General features: G+C 45.0%; 20 protein-coding genes. 1 reads left to right on the top strand and 19 read right to left on the bottom strand.

Going from position 1 to position 19,460, the window contains the following annotated elements; translation table 11 throughout:
- Positions 1-9: 9 nt before the first annotated feature.
- From ACDQ55_RS08045 to ACDQ55_RS07955, 19 genes are all read right to left on the bottom strand, one after another.
- Positions 10-1,209: a beta-ketoacyl-[acyl-carrier-protein] synthase family protein gene (locus tag ACDQ55_RS08045; protein ID WP_420980850.1), complete on the bottom strand. Its 1,200-nt coding sequence runs from the start codon at positions 1,207-1,209 to the stop codon at positions 10-12.
- Positions 1,206-1,472, bottom strand: a complete 267-nt coding sequence (locus ACDQ55_RS08040; RefSeq protein WP_420980848.1) for a phosphopantetheine-binding protein — start codon at positions 1,470-1,472, stop codon at positions 1,206-1,208. The genes ACDQ55_RS08045 and ACDQ55_RS08040 overlap by 4 nt, the downstream gene beginning before the upstream one ends.
- Positions 1,473-1,526: 54 nt before the next feature.
- Positions 1,527-2,156 (bottom strand): beta-ketoacyl synthase N-terminal-like domain-containing protein, encoded by a 630-nt coding sequence (locus tag ACDQ55_RS08035; RefSeq protein WP_420980846.1) that lies wholly within the window; start codon positions 2,154-2,156, stop codon positions 1,527-1,529.
- Positions 2,149-3,405 (bottom strand): NAD(P)/FAD-dependent oxidoreductase, encoded by a 1,257-nt coding sequence (locus tag ACDQ55_RS08030; protein WP_420980845.1) that lies wholly within the window; start codon positions 3,403-3,405, stop codon positions 2,149-2,151. The genes ACDQ55_RS08035 and ACDQ55_RS08030 overlap by 8 nt, the downstream gene beginning before the upstream one ends.
- Positions 3,406-3,453: 48 nt before the next feature.
- Positions 3,454-4,515: an SAM-dependent methyltransferase gene (locus ACDQ55_RS08025; protein WP_420980843.1), complete on the bottom strand. Its 1,062-nt coding sequence runs from the start codon at positions 4,513-4,515 to the stop codon at positions 3,454-3,456.
- A 122-nt stretch (positions 4,516-4,637) separates the two neighbouring features.
- Complete coding sequence (locus tag ACDQ55_RS08020) at positions 4,638-5,792, bottom strand: beta-ketoacyl synthase N-terminal-like domain-containing protein (RefSeq protein ID WP_420980841.1); 1,155 nt, start codon at positions 5,790-5,792, stop codon at positions 4,638-4,640.
- 9 nt (positions 5,793-5,801) lie between these two features.
- Positions 5,802-6,221 carry an acyl-CoA thioesterase gene (locus ACDQ55_RS08015; protein ID WP_420980839.1) on the bottom strand — a complete coding sequence of 140 codons (420 nt, stop codon included), beginning with the start codon at positions 6,219-6,221 and terminating at the stop codon, positions 5,802-5,804.
- Positions 6,222-6,224: 3 nt separating this feature from the next.
- Positions 6,225-6,977, bottom strand: coding sequence for a hypothetical protein (locus ACDQ55_RS08010; protein WP_420980838.1), 753 nt, complete (start codon positions 6,975-6,977; stop codon positions 6,225-6,227).
- 4 nt (positions 6,978-6,981) lie between these two features.
- Positions 6,982-7,407, bottom strand: a complete 426-nt coding sequence (locus ACDQ55_RS08005; RefSeq protein ID WP_420980836.1) for a 3-hydroxyacyl-ACP dehydratase — start codon at positions 7,405-7,407, stop codon at positions 6,982-6,984.
- A gap of 75 nt (positions 7,408-7,482) precedes the next feature.
- Positions 7,483-8,358, bottom strand: coding sequence for a lipid A biosynthesis acyltransferase (locus ACDQ55_RS08000; RefSeq protein WP_420980834.1), 876 nt, complete (start codon positions 8,356-8,358; stop codon positions 7,483-7,485).
- Positions 8,358-8,615 carry a phosphopantetheine-binding protein gene (locus ACDQ55_RS07995; RefSeq protein ID WP_420980832.1) on the bottom strand — a complete coding sequence of 86 codons (258 nt, stop codon included), beginning with the start codon at positions 8,613-8,615 and terminating at the stop codon, positions 8,358-8,360. Before ACDQ55_RS07995 ends, ACDQ55_RS08000 begins: the two co-directional genes overlap by 1 nt.
- 89 nt (positions 8,616-8,704) lie before the next feature.
- The gene (locus ACDQ55_RS07990) at positions 8,705-9,934 is read right to left on the bottom strand and encodes a beta-ketoacyl-[acyl-carrier-protein] synthase family protein (protein WP_420980830.1); all 1,230 of its coding nucleotides are present in this window, start codon (positions 9,932-9,934) and stop codon (positions 8,705-8,707) included.
- An 89-nt stretch (positions 9,935-10,023) separates the two neighbouring features.
- Complete coding sequence (fabG, locus tag ACDQ55_RS07985; protein ID WP_420980828.1) at positions 10,024-10,752, bottom strand: 3-oxoacyl-ACP reductase FabG; 729 nt, start codon at positions 10,750-10,752, stop codon at positions 10,024-10,026.
- Between the two features lie 24 nt (positions 10,753-10,776).
- Complete coding sequence (locus ACDQ55_RS07980) at positions 10,777-12,312, bottom strand: HAL/PAL/TAL family ammonia-lyase (protein ID WP_420980826.1); 1,536 nt, start codon at positions 12,310-12,312, stop codon at positions 10,777-10,779.
- Positions 12,313-12,455: 143 nt separating this feature from the next.
- Positions 12,456-13,748 (bottom strand): hemolysin family protein, encoded by a 1,293-nt coding sequence (locus tag ACDQ55_RS07975; RefSeq protein WP_420980825.1) that lies wholly within the window; start codon positions 13,746-13,748, stop codon positions 12,456-12,458.
- Between the two features lie 23 nt (positions 13,749-13,771).
- Positions 13,772-14,503 carry a ZIP family metal transporter gene (locus ACDQ55_RS07970; protein WP_420980823.1) on the bottom strand — a complete coding sequence of 244 codons (732 nt, stop codon included), beginning with the start codon at positions 14,501-14,503 and terminating at the stop codon, positions 13,772-13,774.
- On the bottom strand, positions 14,500-15,075 hold the full coding sequence (locus ACDQ55_RS07965; protein WP_420980820.1) for a phosphatase PAP2 family protein: 576 nt from the start codon (positions 15,073-15,075) through the stop codon (positions 14,500-14,502). Before ACDQ55_RS07965 ends, ACDQ55_RS07970 begins: the two co-directional genes overlap by 4 nt.
- A gap of 2 nt (positions 15,076-15,077) precedes the next feature.
- Positions 15,078-15,839 (bottom strand): class I SAM-dependent methyltransferase, encoded by a 762-nt coding sequence (locus tag ACDQ55_RS07960; RefSeq protein ID WP_420980818.1) that lies wholly within the window; start codon positions 15,837-15,839, stop codon positions 15,078-15,080.
- Positions 15,840-15,878: 39 nt separating this feature from the next.
- A complete protein-coding gene (locus tag ACDQ55_RS07955; protein ID WP_420980817.1) occupies positions 15,879-17,816 on the bottom strand; it encodes an LTA synthase family protein in 1,938 nt (645 codons plus the stop codon).
- 247 nt (positions 17,817-18,063) lie between these two features.
- On the opposite strand from ACDQ55_RS07955, the gene glmM reads away from it, so the two are divergent.
- Positions 18,064-19,446: a phosphoglucosamine mutase gene (gene glmM / locus ACDQ55_RS07950; protein ID WP_420980815.1), complete on the top strand. Its 1,383-nt coding sequence runs from the start codon at positions 18,064-18,066 to the stop codon at positions 19,444-19,446.
- Positions 19,447-19,460 lie beyond the last annotated feature (14 nt).

The following is a 19,460-nucleotide window of genomic DNA, read 5'->3' as shown; positions in this document are numbered from 1 at the left end:
CTTTTTAATTTAATGGCTGGCCACCGAAAAAACCAAACTGGAACAATTTCCACCAAAACCGAATGAATTCGACATCACATGTTGCAACTCATGCCCTGTAGAAAACTGTGTAACCGGTGCAAAAGGCAATTCTTTCATCTGATGCTCAAAACGGGCATTCGGATACAGGATGCCCTCTTTCAGCGCGAAAGCAGAAAATACCGCTTCTATACCGCCACTGGCGCCCAGGGTATGGCCCGTAAATGATTTGGTGGAGCTCATGGGTGGAAAATACGGAGCAAACAGCCGATTAATGGCGATTCCTTCCGACAGATCGTTATTCTGCGTGCCTGTACCATGTAAATTGATATAACCAATTTGTTGTGGTTGTAAACCACTCATATCCAAGGCTCCTTTCATCGCCAGGTAATTACCTGTACCATCTGGTGAAGAAGCCGTTTGATGATGAGCGTCATTAGCATTGGCAAAACCACTGAAACGGCACCAGGGCTGCAACCGGGCAGCCAGGCTATCAGATACCAATATTACATAACCAGCGCCTTCACCCAGGTTAAGCCCGGTACGGGTATCGTCGAAAGGACGGCAAGGCTGCTGATCCAATATCATCAGGGTATTAAAACCATTCAGTGTAAAACGGGTCAGGGCATCTGTACCTCCGGCAATCACCACATCTACTATATTGTTGCGGATCAGCCGGGCGCCATACATCAAAGCATTAGCGCCTGAAGAACAAGCGGTGCTGATAGTAGATACATGATGCCGGATGCCCAGCATATCTGCTACCAACTCCGTAATACTACCACATTCGTGGTGTACTACCTCACGCAAACGGCCTCCACGTGGATCTTTCAGAAACGATTCAAAGAAATCCTCCGTTTTATCCATACCCCCAACGGTGTTACCGGAAACAAATCCCACCCGGTAATTGGAAATATCATCCAGGCCGCTAGACTGCCATGCTTCACGGGCGGCAATCAAACTTAGCAAAGCTGTTCTGCTAATATGTTCCGGCATACGCGCTATATCGGCCAGGGTATCATTATCGGCCTTTACTTCTGCCACCGGAAAGGTATTACGATGAACAGAAGACAGATACTGCATAGCGCCCATACCGGGGCGCATATCCTTAAACGATTGCAAACATTCTTGCAAATTCAAGCCTATTCCGCAGATCACCCCGCCACCTGCTATCCACACCTTTTCACTCATGCTTTTACAGTTTGATGGGCAGAAATATATTCCGCCATGGTACGTACGGAATGAAAGATTTTAGGTCCTTCCTCTGGATTGGTAATGCGAATACTGTAATATTGCTGCATCAATACTATCAATTCCAGTGCATCAATAGAATCCAGTCCCAATCCTTCTTTCAAAAACAAAGGCTGATCGTGGCCGATGCTTTCCGGAGTTAATTCCTGCAAATTCAGTTGTTCAATAATCTGCGCTTTCAAATCCGACATCAACTTTTCCACTGTAGTATAAATTAAATTAAATAATAAGTTGTTATAGCTTTTAGCAATTAGCGGCTATTTATGGCTAGCGGCTACTGCCTGTTCCATTGCTTCCGCTGTTAATGGCCAGGCGTCTTGTCCTGCTTTATTTTCTAGGAGGAACAATATCACCTCATAATCCTGTTCCATTACCTCTACCCAACCACAGATACAAGCCTGCAAAGGAGTGGTAGCCAATAATTGCGCCGGATAAGCGCTCATCAGATCAGTATCAAATTTATCAGATACCAAAAATATATTCTCCCCTTTAAAACCATGCCGGATCGATATTTCCCCCATCACAATATTGGGCAGGGTATATACAAATAGGGCAGGACTGGCGAAATCCTTTATGGTGGCGAAGTAACGTAAGTCGGTATCCAGGCTGCCGCTACAGTTCGATAACACTATCCCCACCTGTTCTGGTGGCAGGGAAGCAATGTCTGTATTTTTCAGCAGCATTTCAGCTGCCAGCCACCCCAGTTTACTAAGGGCATCCATCTTATGAAATTTCGGATACTGACCGGAAAAATGATCATATCCAGCCCGCAGGAACTCCTGTAATGCTAACTTTGGCGCCGTTTCCCACAACAAGGCCCCGTTTAGATATACCTGGTTATGGCGGATAATGCAACTGCGCGTAATATATGCCGACTCGCTATTCAATCTTTGAGCTGCTTTTTATTTTTTCAGTTAATTCAATGGTCCTGGCCAGGCGTTTTAATGCGGTATCATGATTTTTCACAAACGGATTGCTCATATCCCACACATACCCCGCCAGTACAGAACAGATCTGCCCTTTGATCTGAGGATCGGCGTCTTTCTTAAAGAAAATAGTATCAAGCGTGCCTTCATACCAGGCCATAACATAAGAGCGGAAAGTATTCACACCTTGTATAGTTGGCTCCATATAAGACTTTTCCCAATCCACCTCTTCTCCTTTCAGTTTCTGGATCACCAGCTTTGCAGCCGTTTGGGCAGAAACGCAGGCCAAAGTTACGCCGGATGAGAAGATCGGGTCCAAAAATTCTGTTACATTACCGGTGAGTACATATCCTTCCCCGTAAAATTTATCAGTAGTAGCAGACCACGACTGCAACACCCGGGGTTCAAATACCAGTTCCACATCACGGAAACGCTCCCGGGTATAAGGTTCTGCTTCCAACAAAGCACGATATTTTTCCTCGTCGGTACCTGGATATTGTTCAAAAAATTCCGGGTCTCCTACAAAACCCACAGAGGTAACTCCCGTTGCAAAAGGAATAATCCATATCCATACCCCTTTTTTATGCACCACCGCAGTAATGCGGTTAGGTTCGTCTGCCATAGACCGGCGTGCATCCACCGTATGCGCAAACAATGCTTTGCGGGGTTGCAGATTGGAGTTTTTTTCCAGGTTAAACAACCGGGGGATCACCCGGCCATAACCGCTGCCATCCACAATAAAACGGGCAGCAATCTGCGATTGTTCCCCATTTTTGTTTTCTACGGTAGTAACAGAATCTGAGCCGTTAAAACGTATATCGGTCACCGTGGTTTCGTAATCTACCGGCACCCCCATAGCTTCTACAGTATCTGCCAGCGTTTTGTCGAAGTCTGCACGGGTTACCTGCCAGGTCCATGTCCAACCGGGCGTATGTTGCTCTTCGAAAGTAAAATCGCAGGTAGCATTGCCTTTCACGAACTTGGCGCCATATTTCTGTTGAAAACCTTTTGTTTTGATGGCATCAATAAACCCTGCTTCTTCCAGCGCTTCCATGCTACGTGGTAACAGACTTTCACCGATAACAAAGCGGGGAAACTGTTGTTTTTCCACTACTTTCACGTTGTACCCCGCCTGGTGAATGATAGAAGCAGCCACGGTTCCGGCCGGACCTGCTCCAATTACCAATACATCAACTTGCTCAGTTTTCATAAAAGATGTTTTTGGGATTCAGGAAATTGAATATTAGGTATTAAACGCTTATTGCTTTTTACATTTCAGCAATGTATAGTTAATGCCCATCTGATTATTCTCTTCTGTAACCACTAATCCGGCATCATGGATACACTGAAAGAAATCATCTGTATGATACATCTGGCTGTTACCATTAGCCATAGCGGTAAAATACAGGGAGGTCTGTTGCAGGCAGAAAGCTGCAGACTTGAATTGCTGGCGGTTCCAGAAAGGTTCCAGTATATATATGGTTCCCTCTTCGTTGAGCGCTCCGCGGCAACGTTTCAGGATAGACACGATTTCTGTTTCAGAAAAGCAGTCCAGGAACTGGCTCATCCAAATGGCATCAAAACCGGTAGGAAAAGGTATTTCCTCCTGGAGAATATTAGCTATATGGAAATGTACGCGGTTTTCCACACCTGCGGCTTTCATTTTTTGCTGTGCCAATCCGGCCTGGCCGGGTAAATCGAAAATGGTGACTTCCACATCGGGATCTTTCGCGGTACAGGCCAGCGCCCATTTACCGGTGTTGCCTCCGATGTCCAGCAAACGCTTAGGCTTATTTTCAAAGACGATATCCAGCGCAGCAGGCGTAGCGAGATCGGAGTAGTAATGGTCGAAATCGAACCAGCTTTTTCCTATTTCCGGAGGCAATAGGGAAAGACCGGGATAGATGGTATCCCAGGGCCCCAGTTCACGCAAACCAGCTGGCTTTCCTTCCCGCAGGCTTTCCTGCAAGTGGTTCATGCCTTTATAGCAGATATCCTGGGAAAAGTCCATATTAATACGGGTTAACTGATCATGTAAAATAAAGTAGCCTGTTTTGGTGAGGGTATAGCGCTTATCATTAACGATCACGAGCTCCATCCCTAAACCTGCTTCCAGCAATACCCTTACAGCGTAACGCGATAAATTGGTTTGCTCCATGATTTCTTCAATAGTGATGCCTGCAGACCGGCTATTGCTCACGGCTGTTAAAATACCCATATCGCGTAATGCCCTGGTAGCCTGGAAGGCAACAGGAGCAAAAGCCAGACGCAATGCCGCTTCTTTTGCTTCAAGTGCTGTTTTTGTTTCTTTATTAAACACGAATGCTTCTTTTTAGCTGCTGTATTTTAGCTTTGACTGCGATGGATAGTCTGCAACCAAAACCAAAGGTTAGCGGCCCGGTTAAATATGATAAGTTCTTATCCTTTTAATATTAAGCCCCCCTAATGGCTATTGGCCATCCCAAATACCATGGCTGCATTACATCCACCAAATCCTGACACTGTTTTCAGAAAATAGCTGACAGGTTGTTGCAACAGTGTATTCACTACATTAACCGGCATGCTCACACCAGGCGTATCATATCCTTTTGTAGGTAACACTACACCGGCTTTCATGGCCTGCATGCTGATAATAGCTTCTATAATACCAGCAGCGCCTAGGGTATGCCCGTAATAGCCTTTCAGACTGTTCACCGGGATATGGTTTAATCCTGCATGGTGAAGGGCTTTGGCTTCCATTTCATCGTTATACAGGGTGGCAGTACCATGCGCAGACACAAATCCAATATCAGCAGGCGTTAGTCCGCTGCCGCCAACAGCCAGCTGCATTGCGGCGGCCAGCTCCTGCCCTGTGCGGGAAGGACCAGAGATGTGATTTGCATCGTTGCTGATAGCCCCTGCGCCCAATATAAAATCAGCTTGTTGCGGATACCTGCTAAGCACTACAGTAGCGGCGCCCTCTCCCAATGTAACCCCGGTGCGGTGAGCATCGAACGGCTTACAGGGAAGGGCACTCACAGCCTGAAACGACTGAAAACCAGACAAAACAAAGCGGGTAAGCACATCTGCACCAGCAACTACCACATGATCATAACGACCCGATTCAATCAGGCGCTTTCCTGTTAAAATAGCTACCAACCCGGAAATACAGGCACTGCTAACCACTATGGGCGTATTCACCGCCTTAAAATACCGCGCAACTTTATTAGCGGTAGCAAACAAGGGCATATTTTCCAACGGAGGATGCTCCCCTGCCGGCTGCCGCTCCAACAATTCAATATTTCCTTTGGTGGTGGAAATAATAAAGCCGGTACGCTTATCCGTTAACGATATATTGGTTTGCTGCAAAGCCTGATGAACGGATGTTACCAACAATTTCTCAAATATCGTATAACCATCTATGTTATACTCCGCCACATAGCTGTCTAACAAGCCAGGCGCCATTATAGCTCCGTAGAACGGTGCAGGGGCATAAGCCGTATTGTCTTGTTTACTGATACCGCTATGACCTTTCACTACCCGGTCAAAATTCTCCCGGGTAGTACTGCCCAACGGCCCTACAATATTATCTGCTACTACAAACACCTGTTGTATCATTACCCTTAATTATACCAGTCCATGCGTTTTTTTCCATTCCCTGAAAAAGGGAGGCGTGATCAGTTGCAGCGTAGATGTTTCCTTGTCGAGGAACACCTGTACAGAAGACCCTTTCGCTACTACCTCCCCTGTGGCCGGATTGGTTAATATATACTCGAACCTGATCTTTGCTGCCATATCATCTATGTACCTGGTTTCTACCACTACCCTATCTCCATAACGGAGGGAACGTTTGTAGTCGCACTGTATATTTACTACCGGCACCGTATATCCCTGTTCAAAAATATCGAGGTAACGCAGGCCGTATTGCTCCCCAAAGGCTTCCCGGCCATCTTCAAAATAACGCACATAATGCCCGTGCCATACTATTCCCAGCGGATCTGCTTCATTAAATCTTATCAGTATGTTGGTGCATGCAGTGAGTATCATGTTTTATCCTTTCTTCTTTATTTTTTTAGTTTCTTTCAGCGCCATGCCGGTTTTACTGTCCTTTTTGGCAGCAGGTGCAGGTGGCGTTGCCGGTTTTTCTTCCACAGGATCTTTTGCGTCGGCGTATTTATCTTTCAGCTTCTTAAAATCATCATTTACATTGTCCAATACTTTGGAAACAGTGAAAGCCCAATAATTGCGCCAACTGAATCCCTGGGCTTTACCGGTATAGCGCTCGGTGAGCAATACGTGCTTTTTGCCCATATCTACCAGGGTTACGTACATGGAAGCCCGTTTATCGGACTTGTTCATCCCTTCCATTACAATCAGGAAACCTATGCCCCGTCTGCCGCCAAAATCGTAAGATTTTACCAGGTTGGTAATATCCTCTGGTTTTAAACGTTGGTAATCCGCTATATTGTCGGATTTCAGCAGGTCTTTGTTCACGGTTTCATTGCGCTTGTTTACCAAGCTGAGGTCTGTAGTAAATTTATCCCGGCGCCATGCGCCAGAGATATCATACTTTTTAGGTGCCTTCACTACTAACTGGTTAATGCCGGTAAACTGCCGCGCTACGATATCAGACACATTGGCAGCAGCATCACCGATCAGGCGGGCTTGTGTAAAGTCCACACCCAGCCAGGTAAAAGAGGAATCCTTGTTATCCAGGAAATTTTTCAATGTTTGTGCCTGTACCTGTACAGACAGCAAACAAAATAACATAACAGGGACGACAACAGACTTTTGAAAGTTCATAACATCATATTTGGGGGTTAGTGAATATTTTCATTTCACATTGCGCCATAACACGACCATCAAATATTACTTTACCAGTTACCATTGTAGCATTGAACACTTCGCCACCGATTTCGGTGATGGTTTCAATCATCTGCCCTGCAGGTGGCAGTTCCCATATCTCCAGGTCTTTTACAGCGCCAATAAAGCCTAATGGCACAGGGGCTTGCTCCTGTTTGGCGATATAGCCTATTCTGGCGGCGGCAGTTTGTGCGATGTTTTCCATCAGCCCTGGCGGCGTTAAAACCCCGTTTTCCACAAAAATATTATCAGGAGCAATGTGGAAACCGGTACGGGTAACTGGCCCCTCAACGGCCAGGATACCACTTATCATTACAATAGGCGCACGCTGTGGAATATATTCGGTAATATCGTCTGAATGAATAAACATCTGCACAAATTATTATTAATAATGAAACACGAAATAAATAGAATTATACGAAATAATTAACAGTAAAAACACGGATTATTCCCAAAAATTGTAATAATTGAACCATTGCACCGGATAACGGCGCACTTTTTCTGCTACTTCCCGCGTAAAGTCCTGTAATGCGGCGGTTACACCCTCATTACGGCGACCATGGTACAAGCGGGGAGCTGTTGCATAAAAATGATAATGCCTGGAAGATTCCTTAAATGCAAATACCACTGATACCGGTACCCGGAAAGTGGCAGCCAGCAAAAAAGGTCCCATCGGAAAACGGGCATCCTTACCCAAAAAAGAAAGCGTTTCCGTTTTATTGCCGGGTAAAAAACGGTCGGCGTGCATACATACCAGTTCCTGATTGCTCAGGGCTTCGTTAATGGCATAAATATGCGAGAGGTCGTCTTTAATGACAATAATATTCATATTCCGGTCGCCTGTAACACCGGAAAGATAGGTCTTTATCCGTTGGTGCTCGCCGTCGAACATCACAATATTAACACGTGTTTGCAGGCGTTTGAACAGATGCCCGGCCACCTCCCAGTTACCCAGGTGGGCACTAAGCAATATGCCGCCTTTACTGCCGGCAATCATTTCACGCAGGTAATGCTCTCCCTCAAATTCGAAGGTAAAAGAATTAGGAATATCCGCCATCACCACTACTTTGTCGATCAATGTCTGACCAAAAACATAATAATTGCGATACAGGGCCCATAAAGCACGCCAACGGCTATACCCTACTTTAGTGCGGAAATAATGATAGATTGGTTTTGAGGAACTCCAGGAAAAAATAAAATAATAGCAAGCCACAAACCTCAATAGCAGATAGGCGGGCAGCACTCCTCCATGTTTAAGCAGGAAAACAAAACAACTGTAACCAAACTTACTTCCTTTCGATTTTCCCTCCCAGGAAGGCATTATACCAGCTCTTTTTGTTGTACACGGGAGGCTACATAATTGTAGAAATCCTGGAAAGTAATGATCTCCTGAAAATCTTCCGGATTTACTTTAAATCCGAAATTATCTTCGATGACTACTACCATATCAATATAGTCCAGGCTATCCAGATCCAACGTGGATTTCATATCTGCTTCCGGTATAATTGCTCCAGGATTTGCTTCAAATTCCTCTACCAGAAATTTATTCGTGACAGTTATTATCTCTTGTGTATTCATAATATGTGCAATCAGATATAGGCTTAAAAATATGATTATAGCGTATAGTTGGTATACCAATACTGACCTGGGACCAAAGTTAAGTATATTTATTTTCCGTTCCACCCTCTTACGATCAAGGACGAATTCGTTCCACCAAAGCCAAAAGAGTTGGACAAAAATATATTAAAATTTTTATTAACTGTATTGGTCACAATATTTAACCTGGCAGCATCGTCGTCGGGATTGTCCAGATTGATATTAGGTGCAATGAATCCGTTTTGCATCATGAGCATGGAATAAACGATTTCGCTGGCGCCAGCCATCCAGCATTCGTGGCCTGTCATGGACTTTGTGGAGCTAACGTAAGGTTTGGAAGTGCCAAATACTTCATGAATAGCCTTTGCTTCGCTGGCATCCCCTGCTGCAGTGGAAGTAGCATGGGCGTTGATATACTCAATATCTCCGGGTTGCAGTCCGGCATCCTGGAGGGCTATCTGTAGCGATCGTACAGGCCCGTCTACAGTGGGATTAGAAATATGAGCGCCATTGGAAGAAAAGCCATAGCCTAATACTTCGCCCAAAATGGTAGCTCCCCTGCGCACTGCAGATTCCAGGCTTTCCAGTATCACGGTAGCAGCGCCGCCGCTGGGTACCAGTCCATCCCGATCGCGATCAAAAGGACGGGAAGCGCGGGTAGGCTCATTTTCCCGGACTGAAAAAGCAGCGATGGCATCGAAGTTACCCATTGCATACACGTTCACTTCCTGGGCACCTCCGCAAATTACCGCGTCTTGCATACCGTTACGGATAAACGTATATCCAAGCCCGATAGCATGCGAGCCACTGGCACAAGCAGCGCTCACCGTAAAGTTTACACCCCTGAGCTTAAAGATGGTGGCCAGGTTCATATTTACCGTAGAGTTCATGGTCTGGAAAACAGATCCTGAACCTACTAACATCGTATCCTTCTTAGCCCTCATTATGTCGTTCGATTCCACCACCGGCCTGGCAGAACTATCGTTACCATAAAGTAAGCCTATAGGGGTTTTATCAATATATTCGGGTGTAATACCTGACTGGGCGAGCGCCTCACGGGTAGCCATATAGGCAAACTCGGCTTGTTCCGGCATCATCAGCCTGGAACGGCGATCCAGCAAACCTTTCAATTCCGGTCTTTCTATATACCCTGTTAATCCAGACCGGTAACCAAAAGTCTTCCTTTCAGGGTCCAGCACAATACCAGATTTACCCTGATACAATGAATCTTTTACCTCCTGCATATCTTTACCTATGCAGGAATAGATTCCCATCCCAGTGATCACAACTCTGTTTGTCATTGTAAATTAGCTTTAGCTGATAGCTGTTAGCCCGGCTACTATCGGCTTTTAACCTTTAGCAGCTTGTAGCTAAAGGCTAAAAGCGCTCTTTAAGTATGTAGTCCTCCATTGATATTCAATACTTCTCCCGTGATATAACCGGCCGCTTTTGATGTTAGGAAAGCTACTGCTTCCGCTACTTCTTCTGGGGTGCCAAAGCGGTTCATAGGTACTTGCGCAGCCAGTTCCTTTTCATTCAATTCGGCAGTCATATCTGTTTTAATGAATCCCGGGGCAATGGCATTTACGGTTACTCCACGTTTGGCCACTTCCTGTGCCAGCGCCTTGGTAGCGCCAATTACCCCTGCCTTGGCAGCAGAATAATTGGTTTGCCCTGGCAAACCTTTAATACCTGATAAAGATACCATATTGATGATCCGTCCATAACGCTTTAGCAACATACCATTCAATACCTGCTTAGTAACGTAGTAAAATCCATTCAAACTGATGTTCAATACGTTATTCCACTGGGTATCATTCATCCAGAACATCAGGGAATCTTCCCGGATACCGGCATTGTTCACCAGTACTTCTACCGCTTTATCTTTATTATTTTCTACCCAGCCACCCAGCACCTGCTGTACTTCTGCCGCATCTCCTACATTAAAAGGGAGCAACTCACCGGTGCTGCCTTTGGCGATCACCGCTGCGAGGGTTTCCTCCGCTGCCGCTTCATTCCCTTTATAGTTGATCAGGATATGGTAACCTGCTGCTGCCAGCCGGATGCATACTGCCCTACCAATTCCCCTAGACCCTCCTGTTACTAATGCACATTTCATGAATTATAAATTTCGGATAACAAATTAGAATTGTGTTGGCACATTTTTTAACAGGTACTCCTTAATTTGCTGAATGTCCTTGTAACGTGGACTGTCCTCAATAAATTTAGGGAAAATTGCCCTTACTTCCTGATACACCTGATGTGAGAAAGCCGACAAACGTTCCTGACAATTCAAATAATCTACCGCCTGCAACACCGTCATTACCTGGATAGCCAACACCTGGAAAGTGTTTTCTATCACTTTACTGGTGATCATAGCAGCATTGCAACCCATACTCACAATATCCTGGTTATCATTGTTATTCGGGATGCTATGCAAATACATCGGGAACGACAAGGTTTGGTTTTCGGCTACCGTAGATGTTGCAGTAAACTGTACACCCTGCATTCCAAAATTGAAGCCAAGTTTACCCAGGTTCATAAATGGCGGGAACTTGTGGTTTAATTTATCGTTGAGCAGATAGTTCAATTGCCTTTCTGCGAGCATGGATAATTTAGTAATCGCGATCTTTATTTTGTCCATTTCCAGGGAAACATAATCGCCATGGAAGTTACCACCATGGAATACATTTTCCAGGGTATGATCCACTACAGGGTTATCGCTAACAGAGTTAAGCTCTTGTACAACAATTTGTTCTGCCTGCACCAAGGTATCGTATACGGGACCCAGGATCTGGGGTACACAGCGCAGAGAGTAATATTCCTGTACTTTATCTTTAAATATCTCTTCTTCCAGTTCTTTATACAGATGATCGGGGCGATGGCGGACCATTTTACTGCCTTGGAGGATTTCCCTCATTTTGGCAGCTACCTGTTGTTGTCCGGCGTGTTTTTTAACCGCATTCAGTTCTGCAGACAGGTGATCATCGAATGCTTCTACAATTTCATTGATCATGGCAGACAATACTACCGACCAACCTAACAATTGCTTGGCTTCTATCAGGTTAACGAGCCCAATGCCGGTCATAGCGGAAGTACCGTTGATAACGGCCAGTCCTTCCCTTACGTGAATACCTATGGGCTTCAGTTGTAAACGGGCAAACACATCTGCCGTAGGCTGAAATTTATCTTCATACCATACTTCCCCTTCGCCGATCAGTACCAGGGCCAGGTGGGCTAGCTGTACCAGGTCGCCGCTGGCGCCTACGCCACCGTGTTCAAACACACAGGGATATACGTTTTTATTAATCAATGCTTTCAGCAAGTGCACCACTTCCGGATGTATACCGGAATGCGCCTGCATAAAGCTACTCAAACGCGCTATCATGAGGGCTTTGGTGTGCAATGGCGACAATGGCTTGCCAGTTCCGGAGCTATGGCTGCGGATCAGGTTATACTGTAATTGAAAAGTATCAGCATCGGAGATACGGTACTGTGCCATTGGACCAAAACCGGTATTAATACCGTATATGAGTTTTTTGGCTGAAAACGTTTTCAGGAATTGAAAGCTGGTTTCTACCTGCTGCAATGCGGTCGGTTCCAGTGTCAGCTCTTCTCCTCCCAAAAGCACCCTGTACACTTCATCCAGGGACAGTGCCTTACTTCCTATTGCAACCATTTTATCTTAAATTAAATTATTTGTATATGTAAAAAAGTGCTCAAAATTAGCATAAAGCTGGATTTATCCAAATAAATAAGCATGTACACGAACGAATTACGGGTAATTACGTATGCGGGTAATACTCATCTTTCAGGCAGATGTTACTCTTCAGTTGCTGAGGCTGGTGGGGTGACCAACACTTTATCTATCCTATGTGCATCCATATCTACTATTTCGAACGTAAAATCGCGCCAGGTGAACTTTTCACCAGTTTGCGGTATATGTTCGAGGTGGTGTAATATAAATCCTGCCAGCGTATCAAAATCCTGTTCAAATTCTATCATCCAGTCTTCCTTGTCGAATTCCGCCAGGAAATCATAAAATGGTATCTGGGCGTCTACAAGCCAGGAGCCATCTTCCCGTAGCACCATTGCATGATCTTCTTCCTCAGCAGTTTCTGGCATATCGCCTACAATTGCTTCCAGAATATCGTTCAGGGTGATCATTCCCAGAAAAGTGCCATATTCATCTACAATGAAGGCAGCGTGGAGATGGGTTTCCTTAAACTTTTCCAGTACCTGGTAAGCGGTATTGTTTTCCGGCACAAACAGCGGTTTGCGGATAATATCAGACAAGGGCACCGATTTGCCAGACACAGTATATAGGTCTTTGATCGTGATTAACCCTTTGATGCTATCTATCTGCCCGTCGCATACCGGGTATACGGAATGCAGGCTGCTGTTTATTTTTTGATGATAATCGCCGGTGGTTTCGTTGATGTCCAGCCAGGTGATATCATTACGATAGGTCATGAGCGAGGTGATGTTACGGTCGCCCAAACTAAACACCCGTTGTATGATTTCCTGTTCTGTTTCTTCGATAGCGCCGGAAGTGGTGCCTTCGTTAATAATGGCTTTGATCTCTTCTTCCGTAACGTGCGATTCGTTAGGCTGGAGATTAAATAACTTTACCAGCACATTCGTAGAAGCCGACAAGAGCCAGATAAAAGGCCAGGCCAATCTGGACAACGCCCGCATGGGGGTAGCCATAATTTTGGCAATGGATTCCGGTTTCGCCAGGCCCATTCTTTTGGGCAATAATTCTCCCAATACCAGGGAAAAATAAGTGATCACTACTACAATAATGGTAGTAGCAGCACCATTGCTATAACGTTGTATACCAGGAAAATTGGCATTTAGCCAGGTTATTACCTCCGTTTTAATGTTTTCACCGGAATAAATACCTGTCAGAATACCGATCAGGGTAATCCCTATTTGGACGGTAGAAAGAAATGTGTCCGGATTATTGGCCAGCTTCAATGCGGCCTTTGCTTTTTCATCCCCTTTATTGGCCTGGTTTTCCAATCGGATCTTCCGGGCCGAGACCATGGCGATCTCGGACATCGCGAACAGGCCATTCAATAAAATAAGGATGAGGATAATGACGACTTCCATATATAAAGCCTAAAAATAACGAATTATTCAAATATCAGGGTAATAAATGCCAAAACCAATCCCAATGCAATGGCCAACACTTTCCTCCAGCTCAATTCGTGGTGTTTGGTGCCGCTTTCATAGAAAATGGTGGTAGAAATATGCAAAAATGCGCCTACCACCAATGCCACTACATATAACAGATAATGTTGTACTACTTCAAACCGGTTGCCTAACCACGATGCCAATATAGCCGCTACCGGCGTTACCACAGCAAATGCCAGCAATATACGCCAGAGCTCCGGCCTCTTTTTATGTGCATGCATCATCACGGTGATAAGGGTTAAGGCTTCCGGAATTTTATGGACAGCCACCCCTATCATCAGGGAAGGCAGTACAGAGTTGTCTTCATATTTAAAACCCAGGGGCAACCCTTCCATGAAAGCATGTATGGAAAGCCCTATCAGCAAGGGCAATACAGCAATATGGTGGTGATGCTCACCAGGAATATGGGTATGGCCATGTTCCATACCATGCGACAATTGCTGCAGGAATACCTGCAGGAAAAAGCCCAGTACAATATAGATGCCTGCCTGATGCCCCAGGTCGTGGTACACTTCCGGCAAAAGATGCATAATAATCACCCCAAACAGAAAGGCCCCGGTGAAGGCCAGCAGGTAAATAGAAAAATTAGCATTGATGCGCTTTACCGTCATAGGGATAATCCCACCTGCGATGGTAGCCACCAATATCAGTATCAGAAAGTTCCAGTTCATGATGTAAGTGGCTCTAGTCTTATCCGGCGTTGAAAGAAACTACCGGCCAGCAGCCCAATGATAATGCCCATTATCGCTCCGCCAAAAACATCCAGCGGATAGTGTACCCCCACGTAGATCTGTGCATAACCGATAGAAGCGGCCCATGCAAAGAATAACCAGGTATACCGACGAAAGGCCGATTTTAAAGTGATAAAACAAAATGTAGCCAACGCAAAATGGTTGGCCGCATGGTTGGAAGTAAAGCTTCCGCTACCGGGACAATACATCACCAACAAGCGGGTAAAATGCGATACTACCGGGTCCCGGCAAGGTCTTACCCTCCCTACGGCCCCCTTCAGGTATAAACTGGTTTGATCTGCTACGCCAAAACACAACAGGAAGAACATAATCCAGAAAAGCCCCTTCCATCCATAATTAATGGTAACAAATAAAGCCAGAAAAAGATATAAAGGCGCCCAAACATATGGTTCACGCAAAAAAGGCATCACCACATCCAGGAATGCATTATGCCACTGCCCATTGATATGAAAAAATAATCTAAGATCTTCTTTGAGAATAAACTCCAGCATGGCTATAATTTTGTACCGATGAGGATCAGCCGCGGTGAGCGCTGCTCATCATAACTATTGAAATGATAATCGCCGAACAAATCGATGATCTTCAATCCTTGTTTAGCAAACATGACCTCAAAGTCATGTAAGGTAAAGGCATTCACACTTTCTGTAAAAGAAGCCCGGCGCATTTTTCCCTTATCCAGGATATTGATCTCCTTCAGGAATTTATTGTCTTGCAGCTCCCGGTGTATGTCGAACACTACCTCGTCTTTTTCTTTCACTTCACTGTGTACCAGGTGTGCAGCCACAAAATTACTGTTCAGGTAATCCAGTACCAGTTTACCACCTGGTTTCAGGGCATTCGAGAGGGTGCGCAAAGCATTATCGTTATCGCGCTGAGCATCGAAATAACCGAAACTGGTAAAAAAGTTGAACACCACATCGAAGTAGTTTATCCAAAAAGGCAGGCGCATATCATGTTGAAAAAAGCTCAGGTGGTCATTCTCCAGCTTTTTTGCAGCGTTGATACTTTCAATGGAAAGATCAATACCAGTTACCTGATACCCTCTATCTGCCAGGTATTTTGCATGACGGCCTTTTCCACAGGCTACATCCAACATGGCTGCACCTGGAACCGGCTGCAGATAGGCGAGCAGTTTATCAATAAACGCTGCCGCTTCCCGTTCATCCCGGTTGTTGTACAAGAGATGATAATAGGGAGAGTTAAACCAATCTTTAAACCAGCTTTTAATTACTTCCATAAACTCTTTCGCTTTCAAAGGTTAGCCTTTAGCTAAATTCTTGCCCCCTTTATGCTACTATTTCTTATTATTAAACATCAAATATCGGGTGCTTTCGTAAAAGCCCCGCGTTAAATTATCCAGACTTTTTGCGGTATCTGCCTGCTGAGTCTGTATATTTTTCAGTGGATCTCCCTTCAGATCGTACATCGCGGTAGCATTGGTAGACTGGTTCACTTCGTACAAATAGCGATCGCCCATCACTGCATAGAAAGGCATCTGGTTACGCAAATAGGTGATGAACACATATTTATCGTTTACCCGGGTACTATCGAATAAATCTACCCCTAAAGTATAATTTTTATAGGGCATCCCTACCATTTTTGCTACCGTAGGGTATATATCCAACAAACTGCCAGGTGTAGTAACCACCTGAGGCGCCAAGTGTTTAGGACTGTACATGAAGGCGGCAACGTGTTCTCCACCGGTAGACAGCTCGTATTCCGGCAGTGGCATGAAACTGTATGGATTGAGGCGGCAGTTATGATCACCAAAAAATACAAAAATAGTATTGTCCAGGTAGCCATCTTTCCTCGCCATTTCTATCAGGTGGCCTACGTTATAGTCTTCATACCGTAAGGCATTGAACTGGTCTATAGACAAGAAACCTGATTTTTTAAAGGTATTCATGTCTATATCTGTTTCTTTCACCTTCTTAAAATCGCCCGCACCCGCGCTGGTGGTATAGGGGGGATGATTATCTGCCAGTTGCAGGAAAGCGACAAATGGTTGTTTTTTATCATTTTCAGCTTTAAATATCCCGCTGGCTTCCGTGATCAGGTCGTAGTCGGCTACTCCCCATACATCCGCTTTGGCAGATTTATACATACCTTCTTCATATATCCTGATGCCTTCCACGTTGTTGGTAAATACCGCGCGGATATTGGCCCAATTGGTATTTCCACCCAGCAGATAAAGCCTTTCATAGCCATTAAACTGGTCCATTACGATACGCTGATCCAACATTTTGGGATGGCGGCTGGCTGTTTTTATCGCCGTAATATCCGGTAAGCCGGTATGCACGCCAAATACTGTTTTAGCGGTACTGATGGCCGGTACATAAAAACTCCGGAACAGGATACCACTGTCGGCTAAACGCTTCATGTTAGGCGTGGCCTGCATAGGGTTACCATACATACTGGTAATAGCGGCGCCGGTAGACTCCAACATAACCAATACCACATTAAGCCTGGGTTTAGAGGTATCTGCTGCGATAGTACGTACGTAGCTCAACGTGGCATCATTAATACTATCTGCGCGTAAATATTGAGCGATATATGGATAATATTTACGGGTTGCCTCCAGGTTGTAGGTATCGCCTTTTACAGAAAGATTGGAAGCAAAATACAAGATAGGGTTTAGTCCCAAACTTGTTACCCCATTGTCGCGCGTGAACATGGCCTGGCTCCAACGGAGTGGAAAATAGGCAACATTACCATAAATACCTGCCGCAAAAAGTAATACCAAGGCAGTTGTATAACCGGTAAAAGGCCAATTGCGCAAGTACTTCAACGGCTGAGCGGCAAAGCGGTTCCAGGTGGCCTTCTGTAAGCGGCACAACAGGTACATGAGCACCACAATGCCCAACATACCTCTCACTACCGGGTAACTTTGCCATACCATCCGGGCATTGTCTGCACGTTCTCCTTTAGCGAGGAACCTTAATACAGATGGGTCCAGGCGTAAGCCCAGATAATCATAGTGTCCCAAATCCAATATATAAAGGAATATGAGCAGCAGGTATACCACGAAGAAATAAATAAAGTTGGTACGCTTAATCGCCCTGGAAGTAAAAAAATTGTTGCGGGTAATGAGTGTGAGCAACAGTACAGGCACCATCAGGTAAAGGGTAAGCCGTAAGTCAAATCTGAGTCCGAGGTTCCAGGCTTTCGCTATCGCTGCATAATCAGTAATGGCCGTTTTGAAAAAAAACAGGTAAAATATTACCCTAAACATTACCATTAATAAAAAGAGGTAAAGCGTTTGAACAAACACATAACGAATATACCGGGGTATATTCTTCCACGAGTATTGCATGTAACGTATAGCTGTTTTTTGAAAAGCGTAGCTGCAAATATAGTGAAAAGTGAATGGGGAAAAGTGAAAAATAGGGGGGAGCGCAACATGCATTACAGGGTATTTTCATAATTAGGATTTCTGGAGTGGTTTTTTTTATATTTGCCTTCCTTTAAAACAGAATCTCGTGGCACTGATCAAATCGATATCCGGCATACGCGGAACCATAGGCGGTAAGCCTGGTGAGGGACTTTCTCCATTAGATGTGGTAAAATTCACAGCAGCATATGGTACCTGGCTCAGCCAGCAAACAGAAAACCGAAAAGTGGTAATAGGCCGTGATGGCCGTATTTCCGGTGAAATGGTGAAAAATCTGGTCGTATCCACCCTTACCGGGCTGGGTATTGATGTAGTAGATCTTGGTCTTTCCACCACTCCTACCGTGGAATTGGCGGTTACCATGGAAAATGCGGCAGGAGGTATTATCCTTACTGCCAGCCATAATCCACGGGAATGGAATGCTCTAAAGTTACTGAACAGCAAAGGTGAATTTATTTCCGGCGAAGATGGAGCACAGCTCTTAGACATTGCCGACCGCGAAGACTTCAATTTTGCGGATGTCAATAAACTTGGTACTTATACTGTAAATGATACCTACCTGCAAAAACACATCGATCTGGTTGTGAACTATCCGCTGGTAGATGTTGCTGCTATCAAAGAACGCAATTTCAAAGTAGTAGTGGATGCCGTTAACTCCACTGGTGCTTTGTTTGTTCCTCCCCTGTTAAAAGCATTGGGTGTAGAAGAAGTGGAAGTATTGTTTGGTGAAGTAAACGGTAAATTCAGCCACAATCCGGAGCCATTAGCGGAAAACCTCACTGCCCTATCTAACGAAGTAGACAAATCCAACGCGGATCTGGGCATCGCGGTAGATCCAGACGTAGACCGACTTTGCTTTGTATGTGAAGATGGCAGCATGTTTGGCGAGGAATATACACTGGTAGCTGTGGCTGATTACGTATTAAGCAAAAGGAAAGGCAACACTGTTTCTAATATGTCTTCCACTCAGGCATTGAAAGACATTACCCTCAAACATGGCGGCCAATACTCGCCTTCAGCTGTGGGAGAAGTGAATGTGGTGAAAATGATGAAAGAAACCAACGCAGTGATCGGTGGAGAAGGCAATGGCGGTATTATTGTACCCGACCTGCATTACGGCCGTGATGCGCTGATCGGTATTGCCCTGTTCCTGAGCCATCTCGCACATAGCAAAAAAACGATCAAAGCTTTACGTAACAGCTACCCCGACTATTTCATCTCTAAAAATAAAATAGAACTGGACAAAGGTGTAAACGTAAAAACTGTTTTCGAGAAAATCCAGGTAAAATATAAAAACCAACCGCAGAACACTACGGATGGCCTTAAAATAGAGTTCGATAAAGATTGGGTACATCTCCGCACTTCCAACACCGAACCTATTATCCGCATTTACGCAGAAAGCCAGAATGAAACTACGGCAGATAATATCGCCAAAAGGATCATGCAGGATATTAAGGAAGCCATTAGCTGATAACAGGCTTTTTA

This window comes from Chitinophaga sp. 30R24, from assembly GCF_049056765.1.
In the GTDB taxonomy this organism is placed as follows: domain Bacteria; phylum Bacteroidota; class Bacteroidia; order Chitinophagales; family Chitinophagaceae; genus Chitinophaga.
This window is presented reverse-complemented; position numbering and strand designations above follow the sequence as displayed.

Coding starts and splice junctions, on each gene's coding strand:
- ACDQ55_RS08045 (WP_420980850.1), bottom strand. CDS start 1,209: ATGAGTGAAAAGGTGTGGATAGCAGGTGGCGGGGTGATCTGCGGAATA.
- ACDQ55_RS08030 (WP_420980845.1), bottom strand. CDS start 3,405: ATGAAAACTGAGCAAGTTGATGTATTGGTAATTGGAGCAGGTCCGGCC.
- ACDQ55_RS08020 (WP_420980841.1), bottom strand. CDS start 5,792: ATGATACAACAGGTGTTTGTAGTAGCAGATAATATTGTAGGGCCGTTG.
- ACDQ55_RS08015 (WP_420980839.1), bottom strand. CDS start 6,221: ATGATACTCACTGCATGCACCAACATACTGATAAGATTTAATGAAGCA.
- ACDQ55_RS08010 (WP_420980838.1), bottom strand. CDS start 6,977: ATGAACTTTCAAAAGTCTGTTGTCGTCCCTGTTATGTTATTTTGTTTG.
- ACDQ55_RS08005 (WP_420980836.1), bottom strand. CDS start 7,407: ATGTTTATTCATTCAGACGATATTACCGAATATATTCCACAGCGTGCG.
- ACDQ55_RS08000 (WP_420980834.1), bottom strand. CDS start 8,358: ATGCCTTCCTGGGAGGGAAAATCGAAAGGAAGTAAGTTTGGTTACAGT.
- ACDQ55_RS07995 (WP_420980832.1), bottom strand. CDS start 8,615: ATGAATACACAAGAGATAATAACTGTCACGAATAAATTTCTGGTAGAG.
- ACDQ55_RS07990 (WP_420980830.1), bottom strand. CDS start 9,934: ATGACAAACAGAGTTGTGATCACTGGGATGGGAATCTATTCCTGCATA.
- fabG (WP_420980828.1), bottom strand. CDS start 10,752: ATGAAATGTGCATTAGTAACAGGAGGGTCTAGGGGAATTGGTAGGGCA.
- ACDQ55_RS07980 (WP_420980826.1), bottom strand. CDS start 12,312: ATGGTTGCAATAGGAAGTAAGGCACTGTCCCTGGATGAAGTGTACAGG.
- ACDQ55_RS07975 (WP_420980825.1), bottom strand. CDS start 13,748: ATGGAAGTCGTCATTATCCTCATCCTTATTTTATTGAATGGCCTGTTC.
- ACDQ55_RS07970 (WP_420980823.1), bottom strand. CDS start 14,503: ATGAACTGGAACTTTCTGATACTGATATTGGTGGCTACCATCGCAGGT.
- ACDQ55_RS07965 (WP_420980820.1), bottom strand. CDS start 15,075: ATGCTGGAGTTTATTCTCAAAGAAGATCTTAGATTATTTTTTCATATC.
- ACDQ55_RS07955 (WP_420980817.1), bottom strand. CDS start 17,816: ATGTTTAGGGTAATATTTTACCTGTTTTTTTTCAAAACGGCCATTACT.